The sequence below is a fragment of the Nonomuraea sp. NPDC050202 genome, assembly GCF_040656115.1.
GTDB lineage: Bacteria > Actinomycetota > Actinomycetes > Streptosporangiales > Streptosporangiaceae > Nonomuraea.
The window spans coordinates 943,930-956,844 of sequence record NZ_JBFALF010000002.1 but is presented as its reverse complement, the minus strand read 5'-3'; the positions used below and the strand labels follow the sequence as shown (position 1 = coordinate 956,844).

12 protein-coding genes are annotated in these 12,915 nt (G+C 68.7%); 2 read left to right on the top strand and 10 right to left on the bottom strand.

Going from position 1 to position 12,915, the window contains the following annotated elements; all coding sequences use genetic code 11:
- Position 1: 1 nt before the first annotated feature.
- The 10 genes from AB0I79_RS09650 to AB0I79_RS09605 form a co-directional block, all read right to left on the bottom strand.
- On the bottom strand, positions 2–1,348 hold the full coding sequence (locus tag AB0I79_RS09650; protein ID WP_357869407.1) for a GH1 family beta-glucosidase: 1,347 nt from the start codon (positions 1,346–1,348) through the stop codon (positions 2–4).
- The gene (locus AB0I79_RS09645; protein WP_357869404.1) at positions 1,345–2,172 is read right to left on the bottom strand and encodes a carbohydrate ABC transporter permease; all 828 of its coding nucleotides are present in this window, start codon (positions 2,170–2,172) and stop codon (positions 1,345–1,347) included. The genes AB0I79_RS09650 and AB0I79_RS09645 overlap by 4 nt, the downstream gene beginning before the upstream one ends.
- Positions 2,169–3,101 carry a sugar ABC transporter permease gene (locus tag AB0I79_RS09640; RefSeq protein WP_357869401.1) on the bottom strand — a complete coding sequence of 311 codons (933 nt, stop codon included), beginning with the start codon at positions 3,099–3,101 and terminating at the stop codon, positions 2,169–2,171. Before AB0I79_RS09640 ends, AB0I79_RS09645 begins: the two co-directional genes overlap by 4 nt.
- Positions 3,102–3,105: 4 nt before the next feature.
- On the bottom strand, positions 3,106–4,497 hold the full coding sequence (locus AB0I79_RS09635; protein ID WP_357869398.1) for an extracellular solute-binding protein: 1,392 nt from the start codon (positions 4,495–4,497) through the stop codon (positions 3,106–3,108).
- A gap of 320 nt (positions 4,498–4,817) precedes the next feature.
- Positions 4,818–6,416 carry a cation acetate symporter gene (locus AB0I79_RS09630; protein WP_357869688.1) on the bottom strand — a complete coding sequence of 533 codons (1,599 nt, stop codon included), beginning with the start codon at positions 6,414–6,416 and terminating at the stop codon, positions 4,818–4,820.
- A gap of 17 nt (positions 6,417–6,433) precedes the next feature.
- Complete coding sequence (locus tag AB0I79_RS09625; RefSeq protein WP_357869395.1) at positions 6,434–6,763, bottom strand: DUF485 domain-containing protein; 330 nt, start codon at positions 6,761–6,763, stop codon at positions 6,434–6,436.
- Between the two features lie 165 nt (positions 6,764–6,928).
- On the bottom strand, positions 6,929–7,753 hold the full coding sequence (locus AB0I79_RS09620; RefSeq protein ID WP_357869392.1) for a carbohydrate ABC transporter permease: 825 nt from the start codon (positions 7,751–7,753) through the stop codon (positions 6,929–6,931).
- A complete protein-coding gene (locus AB0I79_RS09615) occupies positions 7,750–8,634 on the bottom strand; it encodes a sugar ABC transporter permease (protein ID WP_357869389.1) in 885 nt (294 codons plus the stop codon). Before AB0I79_RS09615 ends, AB0I79_RS09620 begins: the two co-directional genes overlap by 4 nt.
- On the bottom strand, positions 8,631–9,893 hold the full coding sequence (locus tag AB0I79_RS09610) for a sugar ABC transporter substrate-binding protein (protein WP_357869387.1): 1,263 nt from the start codon (positions 9,891–9,893) through the stop codon (positions 8,631–8,633). The genes AB0I79_RS09615 and AB0I79_RS09610 overlap by 4 nt, the downstream gene beginning before the upstream one ends.
- 40 nt (positions 9,894–9,933) lie before the next feature.
- The gene (locus tag AB0I79_RS09605) at positions 9,934–11,091 is read right to left on the bottom strand and encodes a PLP-dependent aspartate aminotransferase family protein (protein ID WP_357869384.1); all 1,158 of its coding nucleotides are present in this window, start codon (positions 11,089–11,091) and stop codon (positions 9,934–9,936) included.
- Positions 11,092–11,102: 11 nt separating this feature from the next.
- On the opposite strand from AB0I79_RS09605, the gene AB0I79_RS09600 reads away from it, so the two are divergent.
- Together AB0I79_RS09600 and AB0I79_RS09595 are read left to right on the top strand one after the other, a co-directional pair.
- Positions 11,103–12,095, top strand: coding sequence for a LacI family DNA-binding transcriptional regulator (locus tag AB0I79_RS09600; protein WP_357869382.1), 993 nt, complete (start codon positions 11,103–11,105; stop codon positions 12,093–12,095).
- Positions 12,096–12,181: 86 nt separating this feature from the next.
- Positions 12,182–12,910, top strand: a complete 729-nt coding sequence (locus AB0I79_RS09595; protein ID WP_357869379.1) for a hypothetical protein — start codon at positions 12,182–12,184, stop codon at positions 12,908–12,910.
- Positions 12,911–12,915: the final 5 nt, after the last annotated feature.

Here is a 12,915-nt window from a genome sequence, read left to right as displayed (position 1 = left end):
GTTAGCCGAAAGCCTCGATCCTGGGCAGGGCGGGGGCCGTGCCGCCCCCGGCGATGAGCCGGGCGTAGTAGCGCCCGGAGTCCTTGACGGTGCGGGCGCCGGTGGCGTAATCGACGTGGACGAGCCCGAACCTGGGCCGGTAGCCCAGCGCCCACTCGAAGTTGTCCATGAGCGACCAGTGCAGGTAGCCGCGCACGTCGGCGCCCGCTTCGAGAGCGGCCTCGACGGCCGCCACGTGGTCGCGCAGGTAGGCGATCCTGCGGTTGTCGTGCACCCGGCCGTCGTGGGTGGGCGCGTCGCCGAAGACGCCGCCGTTCTCGGTGATCATCAGCGGCGTGCCGGGGAAGCGCCGGCTCAGCCCGACGAGCAGGTCGCGCAGCGCGCCCGGGTTGATCTCCCAGCCCTCGTCGGTCCTGGCCACGTCGCCGCTGGGTCCGACCACCCTCCAGGGGAACGGGTCCGGCGGCGCGGCGGCCATGACGCGCCGCGTGTAGTAGTTGATGCCGAGGAAGTCGCTGCGCCCGCCGATCGCGGCCTCGTCGCCGTCCTCGATGAAGTCCAGGCCGTGGCCGAGCGCCCGTTCCCAGTGCTCGCGCATGTCGGCGGGGTAGCCGTCGCCCAGCAGCGGGTCGAGGTACCAGCGGTTGACGTAGCCGTCGGAGCCCCAGGCCGCCGCCCGGTCGGCCTCGCTGTCGGTGGCGGGGTCGCAGGGGAACAGGCTCAGCGCGCAACCGGCCCTGGTCCCGGCGTGCGCGTGCAGCACGTCGGCCGCCGCGCCGTGGCCGAGCAGCACGTGGTGGCCCGCCTTGACGGCCGTGCCCAGGTCGGCGACGCCGGGGGCGTGCAGGCCGAGCTGGTAGCCGAGCAGGGCGATGATCCACGGCTCGTTCTGGGTGATCCACCAGGTCACGCGGTCGGCCAGCCGGTCGGCGACGGCCTGCGCGTAGCGGGTGAAAGCGTTTACGGACGAGCGCTCGGCCCACGTCAGGCTCGCCGGCATGTCCCAGTGGTTGAGCGTGAGCACCGGCTCGACGCCCGCCTCCAGCAGCGCGTCGGTGAAGCGCTCGTAGTGGTCGAGCGCCTTGGGGTCGGCGTGCGCGCCGTCCGGCATGACCCGGGACCAACCGGTCGAGAAGCGGTAGGCACGCAGCCCCAGCTCCTTGATCAGCTCGATGTCCTCGCGCCAGCGCAGGAACGAGTCGCAGGCCCGCGAGCCGTCGCCGCCGCCCTCGACCGCGCCGGGGCGGCGGCAGAACACCTCCCACACCGACTCGCCCCGGCCGTGGTGCCCCTCGATCTGGTACGCGGAGGTGCCGGCGCCCCACAGGAACCCGTCGGGGAAGCTCATCCCTTGCTCCCGGTCGTGGCGATGCCCTTGACGAAGTGCTTCTGGCCGAGGAAGAACAGGATGATCATCGGGATCGTGGTGATCACGCTGGCTGTCATGACGATCTCCCAGTGCCACTCGCCGCCGAACCCGAACTGGTCGAGCAGCGCCTTCAGCCCGCGCGGCACGGTGAACGTGCTGGAGTCACGCAGGTAGATGAGCGGCCGCATGAGGTCGGTCCACGCCGCCTGGAACTCGAACAGCAGCGTCACCACGACCGCCGGCTTGCACAGCGGCAGGGCCATCCTGGTGAAGATCTTCCAGTTGTTCGCCCCGTCGATCTTCGCCGCCTCGAACGGCTCGCGCGGCAGGCCCATGAAGAACTGCCGCAGCAGGAAGATGTAGAAGGCGCTGCCGAACAGGTTCTGCGCCCACAGCGGGGTCAGGGTGCCGACCATGCCGAGGGAGTTCCAGATGAGGAACACCGGGACCATGGTGACCGCGCCCGGCAACATCATGGTGGCCAGCAGCAGGCCGAACAGCGCGTTCCTGCCGGGGAAGCGGAAGTAGGCGAAGCCCCACGCCACCATCGCGCTGGTGATCGTCACGGCCACCGCGGCCAGCACCGTCACCAGCAGCGTGTTGAACATCCACAGCGCCAGCGGCGCCTCCTGCCACACCTTGATGTAGTTGTCGAAGGTGAACGTCTCGGGCAGGATCCGGTGGTCGAACACCTCGCTGCGCGGCTTGAACGAGGCGCTGAGCAGCCAGATGAACGGGTAGATGAACGCGAGGGCGAACGCGCTCAGCGCGACCCACGTCAGGATCTTCGGCAGCCGCCTCACGGGTTCCCCCCTTCGTAGTGCACGAACCGCTTGGTCACCACGAACTGCACGCCGGTGATCGCCATGATCACGATGAACAGCAGCCAGGCCAGCGCGGAGGCGTAACCCATGTGCAGGAACTCGAAGGCCTGCTGGAACAGGTAGATCGCGTAGAACAGGGCGGCGTCGTTGCTGTAGGTCGTGTTGCCCGAGCCGAAGAAGGCGGTGTACGCCTCGGTGAACGACTGCAGGGCGTTGATGCTGTCCACGATGAACAGGAAGAACAGCGTGGGGCTGATCATCGGCACGGTGATCCGCAGCGTGCGCTTCCACCATCCGGCCCCGTCCACGAGGGCGGAGTCGTACAGCTCCTGGGGCACGCCGCGCAGCGCGGCCAGGATGATGACCACCGACGACCCGACGGTCCACAGGCTCATCAGCACCAGGCCCGGCTTGACCCAGGCGGGGTCGGTGGTCCAGGCGGGGCCGTCGATGCCGAAGACGCCGAGGAAGGCGTTGATCACGCCGTCCTGGCCGTTGAACAGCATCAGCAGCAGGATGCCGACCGCGACCGGCGGCGTCATCTTGGGCAGGAAGAAGGCCGTGCGGAAGAAGCCGGTGGCCTTGGTGGCGCTGTTGAGCAGCAGCGCCAGCCCGAGGGAGACGACGAGCTGGGTCGGCACGGACATCACGGTGAACAGGAACGTGTTGCGCAGCGCCAGCCCGACCTTCGGGTCCTCGAAGAGGGTCACGTAGTTGTCGAAGCCGATGAACGACGGGTCGTTGATGACGTCGTAGTCGGTCAGCGACAGGTAGGCGCTGTTGATCACGGGCCAGGCGGTGAAGATCAGGAAGCCGATGATCCAGGGGCTGATGAACAGCAGCGCCGCGCGGGTCTCGATGAACCGCATGGACCGCCAGCGCGGCGCCTTGGTGTGCGAGAGGGACATTGCCTTAGTTCGTTCGCTTCGTCCAGTCGGCCCATGCCTTGTCCAGGGCCGCCTGGGCGTCCTTCTGCGCCTTGTCGAGGGCGGCCTGCGGCTCGTCCTGGCCATTGAGCACCCGGTTCACCGCACCCTGCCAGGCGTCCTTGAACTCCTTGTCGGCGGGGTTGGCCGGCAGGCTGAAGGTGTTCTGGTTGGCCTCGTAGACGGCCTTGACGCCGGAGTCCCAGGGTTCGCCGCCCGAGGTGAGCATCTTCTGGATCTCCTCGTCGGCCTTGACGTTGCCGGTGAGGACGCCGGTGAACGGCTTGCCCTCGGCCTTGCGCTTGTCCACGCGAGCCTGGGCCGCGGCCTTCCACGACTCCACCAGCGTCATCGTCTTGGCGAAGCGGCAGGCGGCGCCGGGGTTCTTGGAGCCCTTCGGGATGGCCCACGACGAGCCGGAGGAGTAGGCCAGCGGCTTGCCCTCCGGGGTGCGGAAGGTGTCGAAGGCCATGGGCGCCTTGGGCGAGACGTCGTTGAGCACGTTGACGTACCACTGCTCCATCGGCATCGCGCCCAGCGCGTTCTCGGCGTACTGGTTGCCCTTGCCGAAGAAGTCGGCCGAGTCGCGCACGGCCTTGACCTTGGCGAAGCCGCCCTGCGCGTCGTAGATGGCGACCGCGAACTGCAGCGCCTTGACCACCTCGGGGGTGTTGAGCTGGGCGGTCCTGCCGTCGGCGGACAGCAGGTCGGCGCCGAGGGACTTGGCCCACAGCGGCAGGAACTCCGGCAGCTTGCTGTCGAAGCCGATCACCTGGAGCTTGCCGCCGGGCGCCTTGACCAGCTTCTTGGTCGCCGCGGTGACCTTGTCCCAGTCGGAGCCGTTGACGTCGGCGATCGTCAGGCCGGCCTTGCTGAGCAGGTCGGCGTTGGCCATGGTGATCTGGACCTGGTTGAACTCGGGGATCGCGTAGACCTCGCCGCCGAACGTCACCTGGCTGAGCGCGTTCTTGTTGTACATCGAGGTGTCGATCTGCTCCCCCTGGACGCACTGCGTGAGAGGGATGATCGCGCCACGCGAGGCAAAGGTGCCGATCTGGTCGCGGTTGGCGTAGATGATGTCCGGCGGGTCGCCGGCCGCCACCGCCGACAGGAACTGCTGGATGTCGAGGTCGCCCTCGATCAGCTTCACGTCCGCGCCCTTGAGCGACTTCTTGGCCAGCTCGACGCGGGTCTCACCGATCTCGTCGGTCGCGCCGAAGCCCATGACCGAGATGGTGCCCTGGTAGGAGGCGCCGGGGTTGAACTGGCCCGCCGACGGAGCGGGCGCCGCGGCGCCACCGGTGCCCTTGGCACACGAGGTGAGCGCCAGCGCGAGCGACACCGAAAGGACGGACCAGCGGACGAGCGGGGATCTCATGGGGGTTTCGCCTCCACACTGAACAAGCGGGGCATCAGGCATGCTGATGACGGCCACGTGGCGCCAGGCCAGTGTGGCAACGTTCACACATCTGAGAACGTACCCATACCGCTGAAATCCCGTCAACCACTCACTTCACTGCGTTTCTGTCCTGTTAAGAAACTCCAGAGGCGTGGGACGCCCCACTGGGACGCCCGCACCTCCTTCCCCGCCGGGGATCCCGTACACGCGAGAGGGCCCGGCCGTTGGTCACGGCCGGGCCCTCCTTGGGCAAGGCGCCCCGGGGCAGGGGGGACGGGCGCCTCGCCAGGGGGTTGGCGTCAGTGTTCGGAGGCCTTCTCGGCGCCGACGCCGGTGAGCGAGCGGACCTCGATCTCGGCGTACTTGGCGGCGTTGTACTCCTTGCTGAGGATCGTGCCGAGCCAGCCGCACAGGAAGCCCAGCGGGATCGAGACGATGCCGGGGTTGCTCAGCGGGAACAGCACGAAGTCGGCCGTCTTGAACAGCGCCGTCTCGCCGCCGGAGACCACCGGCGAGAAGATCACCAGCAGCAGGGCCGAGACCAGGCCGCCGTAGATGGCGGACACCGCACCGGCCGTGTTGAACCTCTTCCAGAACAGGCTGTAGAGGATCGCCGGCAGGTTGCCCGAGGCCGCCACCGCGAACGCCAGGGCCACCAGGAACGCCACGTTCTGGCCCTGGGCCAGGATGCCCAGGCCGATCGCGACGGCGCCGATGACCAGCGCGGACAGGCGGGCCACCACGACCTCCTGGCGCTCGCTGGCCTGGCCGCGCTTGAAGACGTGCGCGTACAGGTCGTGGGAGAAGCTGGAGGAGGAGGCGAGGGTCAGGCCCGCGACCACGGCCAGGATCGTGGCGAAGGCCACGGCGCCGATGAGCGCCAGCAGGAGCGTGCCGCCGACCGGGCCGAAGATGTCCTCGCCGATCTGCTGTGCCAGCAGCGGGGCCGCGGTGTTGCCCGCCTTGTCGCCCGCGACGATCGCATCCTTGCCCACCAGGGCCGCCGCGCCGAAGCCGAGGACCAGGGTCAGCAGGTAGAAGACGCCGATGATGCCGATGCCCCACAGGACCGACTTGCGGGCGTCCTTGGCGGTGGGGACGGTGTAGAAGCGGATGAGGATGTGCGGCAGGCCCGCCGTGCCCAGCACCAGCGCCAGGCCCAGGCTGATCAGGTCGATCTTGCCGGCCAGGCCCTGCGCCTCGGTGCCGTACTTCAGGCCGGGGATCAGGAAGCTGCCGGGGTTGGCCGCGGGGCCGCTCTTGGTGGCGGCCTCGCCGAGCAGGGCCGACAGGTTGAAGCCGTACTTGCCCAGCACCAGCAGCGTCACCAGGGCGGCGCCGCCCATGAGCAGCACGGCCTTGACGATCTGCACCCAGGTGGTGCCCTTCATGCCGCCGAAGACGACGTACACGATCATCAGCGCGCCCACGCCGACGATCGTCCAGGCCTTGCCCGCCTCGCCGGTGATGCCGAGCAGCAGGCCGACCAGCGCGCCCGCGCCCACCATCTGGGCCAGCAGGTAGAAGATGCTCACCACGATCGTGGACACGCCCGCCGCCGTGCGGACCGGGCGCGGGCTCATCCTGAACGCCAGCACGTCGGCCATGGTGAACTTGCCGGAGTTCCGCATCAGCTCGGCCACCAGCAGCAGCGCCACCAGCCAGGCGACCAGGAAGCCGATCGAGTAGAGGAACCCGTCATAACCGGACAGCGCGATGATGCCCGCGATGCCGAGGAAGGAGGCGGCCGACATGTAGTCGCCGCCGATCGCCAGGCCGTTCTGCACGCCGCTGAACGACCGGCCGCCCGCGTAGTAGTCGGCGGCCGTCTTGGTCTGGCGGCTCGCCCAGAACGTGATCGCCAGGGTGGCGGCCACGAAGGTGAGGAAGAGGATCATCCCCAGGGTCGTCGAGCTCACTGAGTCTTCCCCTCCACCTCGTGGCGCAGCTTGTCGGCGATCGGGTCGAGCTTCTTCTCCGCGTGCCTGGCGTACGCCCACGCGATGAGGAAGGTGGACACGAACTGCAGCAGGCCGAGGACCAGCCCGACGTTGATCTCGCCGAGCAGCTTGATCCCCATGAAGCCGCGCGCCCATCCGGACAGCACCACGTAGAGCAGGTACCACGCGAGGAACGCCACGGTCATGGGGAACGTCCAGCGGCGGAAGGCTCTTTTCAGCTCCTGGAACTCACTGCTCTCCTGCACTTGTTCATAGACCGACGCGTCATGTTCTCTAGTCGTCACGAGACCTCCACTGTGATGCGGATCACGCCCAACGTAAGAGCGCAACCTACCCGTCGTGGAGATCCGTAGGAGGGTTGTTCGGTGAGGCGGTGCCGTCAGGCGATTAGTTGGGGATGGCCTGCGGTGAAAGGTCTGGTTCGCACGACGAGCGGTTGGGCACCCCTTTCACCCCTTTACGGCCCCCGCCGTCAGACCCTCCACGATGTAGCGGCGGATGGCGGCGAACAGGACGAGCGTGGGCACCACCGAGACGACCGTGGCCGCCGCCATCGAGCCCCAGTCGATGTCGTACTGGGTGATGAAGGAGTTCATGGCGACCGGGACGGTCTTGGCGTCCTCGCTGTCGATGAACGTGATCGCCAGGAACAGCTCGTTCCAGCACTGCACGAACGCGAAGATGAAGGTGGCCGCGATCCCCGGCAGCATCACCGGGATCACCACCCGCACCATGGCCGCCAGCCGCGAGGCCCCGTCCACCTGCGCCGCCTCCTCCAGCGCCACCGGCACCCGCTCGTAGAAGCCGCGCATGATGATCGTCGAGAACGGCACCAGCATCGCCACGTACACCAGCATCAGCCCCGCCAGCCGGTTGAGCAGGTCGAGGTCGGACATCAGCAGGTAGAGCGGGCCGAGCGCGATGAACAGGGGGATCATCTGGGTGACCAGGAAGGCCAGCACCAGCGCGCCGCGGCCGGGGAAGGCGAAGCGGGCCAGGGTGTAGCCGCCCAGCACGCCGATGGCGGTCACGACGGCCGCCGCCACGAGGGAGACCAGGAGCGAGTTCAGCAGGTACGTCCCGAAGTCGGCGAACTCGAACAGCTCGGCGTAGTGCTCGAAGGTGACGTTCGCCGGCCAGTAGCGCAGCGGCACCGAGAAGATCTCGGGCTTGGGCTTGAGCGAGGTGACGACGATCCAGTACAGCGGGAACAGGGTGATCAGCAGCCAGGCGCCCAGCACGGCGGCCTTGGCCACGGTGCCGACGCGGCTCATCGGGCCTTCTCGAATCGGGTGGCGTTCAGGTAGAAGATGCTGAAGGAGAGCAGGAGGCCGAGGACGAGCAGGCCGACCGCGCCCGCCCGGCCGTAGTCGCCGCCGATGACCTGCTGGATGAGGAACGTGGTGATGATGTCGGTGCTGCCGGCCGGGCCGCCGCCGGTCATCGCGTAGATGAGGTCGGGGAAGTTCAGGATCCAGATGATCCGCAGCAGCACGATCAGCGCCAGCGTGGGCCGGATGTGCGGCAGCGTGACGTGCCAGAACTGGCGCAGCCGGGACGCCCCGTCCACGGCCGCCGCCTCGTACAGCTCCCTGGGCACCGACTGCAGCGCGGCCATGATCATGATGGCGAAGAACGTGACGCCGTACCAGATGTTCGCCACGATGACGGAGGTCATCGCCCACCCCGGCGAGGCCAGGAAGCCGATGCGCTCCTCGATGAGGCCCGCCTTCAGCAGCAGGTCGTTGACCACCCCGAACTGACCGTTGAACATCCACCGCCACAGCAGCCCGATCAGGAACCCCGACATGGCCCACGGGAAGAACACCCACGCCTGGTAGAGCCCCCGCCCCCGGAAGTGCCCGCGCAGCAGCAGCGCCAGTCCGAAGCCGAGGACGAACTGGAAGAACAGCGAGACGGCCACCCACGTGCCGGTGTTGCGCAGCGCCGTCCAGAAGCGGTCCTCGGCCAGCACGGCGCGGAAGTTCTCCAGGCCGGCGAACGGGGTGGAGGTCACGTCGAACAGGTTGTAACGCTGGAAGGCGATCACCGCGCCGCGGACCATCGGGTAGTACGTGAACAGCGCCACGAACACCACGCCCGGCAGCAGGCACAGCGCGATGAACCGGGCCCTGCGGACGGTGAACGTCCTCATGAGACCTTCTTGGCCTGGTCCACCCAGAAGGCGTCCCACGCCTTGAGCACCTCGGCGGTGGTCTTCTTGCCGGTGATCAGCGCCTGGACGTCACGGTCGGAGTCCACCAGGAACTGGCTCCAGCCCGGATAGTCCACCGGCCTGATCGTGATCACCTGCTTCGGGTCCTGCTGGGCCTGCAGGTACGCCTTCCACGCGCCCTGGGAGAACTGCGGGTCGTTCTGGGCCTGCCTCGAGATCGGGATGAGCGAGTTGCCCTTGGCGAAGGCGATGCTCTGCTTGGCCTCCGACAGGAACTGCACCAGCTTGACCGCCTCCTGCGGGTGCTCGCTGAAGGAGGTCACGCCCCAGCCAGCGTAGCCGACGGGCTGGTAGGCGTAGCCGGTGGGGCCCTTGGGGATCGGTGCGGTGGACCAGGCCGTGACGCCGCTCTCCTCGACCGTCTTGATCACCTCGGGGTCCTGGATGAGCATGCCGGTGACGCCCGAGGTGAAGCCCTGGACCATCTCGGGGTAGCCCCAGGACACGGAGTCGGGCGGCGACGCCTCCTTGAAGATCTTGACGAAGAGGTCGAGTGCCTGCGCCGCCTCGGGGGTGGAGAAGATCGTCCGCTTGTCCTTCAGGTAGAAGGACTTCTCCGGGTTCAGCGCGTCGCCGTTGTAGGCGCTGATCATCATCACCGCGTAGTCCGCGCCGCCCTTGCCGCCCCTGAAGGAGTAGCCGTACCGATCGCCGGTGGTCATCCGCTTGCCGGCCTCGTACAGCTCCTGCCAGGTGGCCGGGGGCTTGGTCATGCCGAAGTCCGTACGGTAGAACAGCGTGCGCTGGTAGAACCCGTACGGGATGAGATAGGCCTTGCCCCCGACCTCCACCGCCTTCTTCTGGGCCAGCTCGGTCAGCTCCGGCCAGCCGGGCCAGTCCGTGGTGGGCAGCTCGGCCAGCCAGCCGTTGTTGGAGAAGGACTTGGCCGTGTGGTCGCGCACCTCCAGCACGTCCAGGCCCTTCTTCGTCTGCAGGATCTGGGTGATCTTCTGGTCGGCGCTGTCGAGCGGCGGGGAGATGAGCTCGACGGTGACGCCCGGGGTGGCCCGCTCGAAGTCGGCGATGAGGGACTTGATGAGCTTCGTACGCTCGGGTCCGGTCAGGCTCTCGATCATCCGCAGCCGGACCTCCCCCGGCGAACCGGAGGAGCCGGAGCCGCAGCCCGCGAGTGCCAACGTGACGACGGCGGCCGTGGCCACCAGGACGGGGTTTCTCATGACGAGCCTCCCGCGAGGTCAGACAGCGCTGTCAGTCACGTTAGGCGGACATTCCCTCCAGGGCCAGACCGAGATCCTTGATCAGGAGTTCCGCGGGCTCCAGGCCGACCGAGAGCCGGACGAGACCGACCGGGATGCCCATGGTGGCCCGCACGCTCTCCTCGGTGGACAGCGCGGGCGCGTTCACCAGGCTCTCGAACCCGCCCCACGACACCCCGATCCGGAAATGTCGCAACCTGGAGAGGAACGCCCCGACCTCCGGGCGGGACTCCGTGTCGAGCTCCAGGCTGAACAGGCTGGAGAAGCCGGACATCTGCCGCAGCGCGATCGCATGCCCCGGATGCGACGGCAGCCCCGGATGGTTCACCGACCGCACGGCCGGATGGTCCCGCAGGAACGCCGCCACCGCCAGGCCGCGCTCCTGGTGCGCCGCCATCCGCACCGGCAGCGTCCGCAGCCCCTTGATCACCTTGGCCGCGTCGTGCGGCGACATGGCGGCCCCGTAGAGCTGGAACTCGGTCAGCGCCAGCGGCCTGATCAGCCGCGCCGGCCCCACCACCACCCCGCCGACCAGGTCGCTGTGCCCGCCGATGTACTTCGACAGCGAGTGGACCACCAGGTCCACCCCCATCGTCAGCGGCTTCTGGAACAGCGGCGTGGACCACGTGTTGTCCATCACCGTCACCAGCCCCCGCTCCTTCGCCCACCCCGTCACCTCGGCGATGTCCACCACTGCGTAGGCCATGTAGGACGGCGACTCGAAGTAGAGTAGGCGGGTGCTCGCCTTGATAGCGCTGTCACCCTCCTCGAGATCCTTGACGTGGGTATGCGTCACCCCGAACTTCTCCAGGTAACGCAGGAACTGCGTGGTGGGCCCGTAGACCGCGCCGAGCACCAGCACGTGATCGCCGGCCGACACGAGCGAGGAGATGGTCGCCGAGATCGCGCCCATGCCCGACCCGAAACACTTGGCCCGCTCTCCCCGCTCCAGCGCGGCGAGCTTACGCTGGGCGAGATCCACCGTCGGGTTGGTCCCCCGCCAGTAGACGTAGCGCTCGTCCTCGTTCCTGACGGCCTCGCCGAGCTCCTCCGCCGTCGCGAACGTGAACACCGAGTTCTCGAACACCGGCGGGTTGACCGCGCCCAGCATCCAAGGCTCGTCCTCACCCAACCGGCCACAGATCCATTCATCATTCATGGGGGCACACTATGACAACGCGCAAGCCGACCATGGCGGACGTCGCCCGGCAAGCGGGTGTGAGCCTCAAGACCGTCTCCCGGGTCGTCAACCAGGAGCCCCACGTGCGGGCGTCGCTGCAGCAGCGGGTGCAGGCCGCGATCAGCGCCCTCGGCTACCGCCGCAACGAGGCCGCCGCCCGGCTGGCCAGGGGCGCGACCATGCTGACGCTCGGGCTGGTGATGGAGAACATCTCCAACGAGTTCTACTCGCGCCTGGCCGCCGCCGTCGAGGCCGCCGCGGCCGGTCACGAGGCGCTGGTGGTGTTCGGCTCGTACGAGGAGAGCGCCGACAAGGAGCGCATGCTGATCGAGTCCATGTACGCCAGGGGCGTGGACTCCCTGATCGTCGTGCCCTCGGCGGCCGACCACTCCTGGCTGGCCGAGCACGCCGGTCTCACCACCGTGTTCGTGGACCGGGTGCCGCCTGGCCTGGACGGGGCCGACGTGGTGCTGCTCGACGACGTGTGGGGCGGCCGCATCGCCACCGAGCACCTGCTCGCCCGCGGCCACCGCCGGATCGCGCTGATCTCCGACGACGACGGGATCAGCTCGGTGCACGACCGGGCGACCGGCTACCGCGCCGCGCTGGCCGGCGCGGGGGTGCCGGCCGACGAGGAGCTGGTGGTGCGCGAGCTGTACGACCCCGGCCAGGTGTCGGGCGAGGTCACCAGGCTGCTCGACCTGCCCTCGCCGCCCACGGCGTTCTTCGCCACGAACAACCGCGCGGCCATCGGCATCCTGCAGGCCCTGCGCGAGCGGCCCGAGCGGCCCGCGTACGTGGGGTTCGACGACTTCGCGCTGGCGAACGTGTTCAACCCCGGCGTGACCGTGGTCCGCTACGACACCGCCCGCCTGGCGCGCGCCGCCGTGGACCTCCTGCTGAACCCGTCGCCGGCGGCCCGCCGCATCAAGGTGCCGGTGGAGCTGGTGCCGCGCGGCTCCGGCGAGCTTCCGCCCGCCTGACCGCCGTCCCAAGACGTGGTCACGTCTCCCCATGTCAGGGGCAGAGCCGTCGCCGGGTGGGTAACCACTCGGCTGGGGGGTGGGCCATGTCCGGGAGTGCGGGGGATTCGAGCGAGGCCATCGATCCGGACGTCTACCTCGACGTGCCCGTGGTCCTGGTGGACGAGATCAGCCTCGACGTGCAGGACCTGCGGGCGAAGGTGTCGCTGCAGGCCGAGGTGCTCGATCTGCTCAAGCTGAGCGTGGGCGCCGACGTGTTCCTCGGCTCCGTCAACCTCACGATCAAGGGCGTGGAGGCGCAGGCGCTGCTGAAGGTGCGGCTGGACAACGTGGCGCGCATCATCGACCGGGTGCTGCAGACCATCGACGACAACCCGCAGATCCTGGAGAACCTCACCCGGAACCTCGGCACGGCCGTGCGGGACATCGGGAGCGGGGCCGGGTACGCGGTGCGGGATGTGGGGGCGGGTGCCGGTGATGCCGTCCGCGACGTCGGGGCCGGGGCAGGCGGCGCCGTGCGCGACGTGGGGACGGGAGCCGGTGACGCCGTCCGCGACGTCGGGGCCGGGGCAGGCGGCGCCGTGCGCGACGTCGGAGCGGGAACCGGCGATGCCGTGCGTGACGTGGGAACCGGAGCCGGCGAGGTCGTGCAGGACGTGGGAACCGGGGCCGGTGAAGTCGTGCAGGGCGCGGGAGCCGGCACCGGAGAGGTCGTACAGGACGTCGGGGCCACGGCCGGTGGCGCGGACAGCGGCGGCAAGTCCCAGCACCGCCACCACCGCTACCTCTTCAAGCGCCGCCACCACCGGAAGTGATCAGC

What these genes read in the sequence shown, in the direction of transcription:
- AB0I79_RS09600 (WP_357869382.1), top strand. Translation starts at nt 11,103, where the DNA reads ATGACAACGCGCAAGCCGACCATGGCGGACGTCGCCCGGCAAGCGGGT.
- AB0I79_RS09650 (WP_357869407.1), bottom strand. Translation starts at nt 1,348, where the DNA reads ATGAGCTTCCCCGACGGGTTCCTGTGGGGCGCCGGCACCTCCGCGTAC.
- AB0I79_RS09635 (WP_357869398.1), bottom strand. Translation starts at nt 4,497, where the DNA reads ATGAGATCCCCGCTCGTCCGCTGGTCCGTCCTTTCGGTGTCGCTCGCG.
- AB0I79_RS09595 (WP_357869379.1), top strand. Translation starts at nt 12,182, where the DNA reads ATGTCCGGGAGTGCGGGGGATTCGAGCGAGGCCATCGATCCGGACGTC.
- AB0I79_RS09605 (WP_357869384.1), bottom strand. Translation starts at nt 11,091, where the DNA reads ATGAATGATGAATGGATCTGTGGCCGGTTGGGTGAGGACGAGCCTTGG.
- AB0I79_RS09610 (WP_357869387.1), bottom strand. Translation starts at nt 9,893, where the DNA reads ATGAGAAACCCCGTCCTGGTGGCCACGGCCGCCGTCGTCACGTTGGCA.
- AB0I79_RS09640 (WP_357869401.1), bottom strand. Translation starts at nt 3,101, where the DNA reads ATGTCCCTCTCGCACACCAAGGCGCCGCGCTGGCGGTCCATGCGGTTC.
- AB0I79_RS09630 (WP_357869688.1), bottom strand. Translation starts at nt 6,416, where the DNA reads ATGATCCTCTTCCTCACCTTCGTGGCCGCCACCCTGGCGATCACGTTC.
- AB0I79_RS09620 (WP_357869392.1), bottom strand. Translation starts at nt 7,753, where the DNA reads ATGAGCCGCGTCGGCACCGTGGCCAAGGCCGCCGTGCTGGGCGCCTGG.
- AB0I79_RS09615 (WP_357869389.1), bottom strand. Translation starts at nt 8,634, where the DNA reads ATGAGGACGTTCACCGTCCGCAGGGCCCGGTTCATCGCGCTGTGCCTG.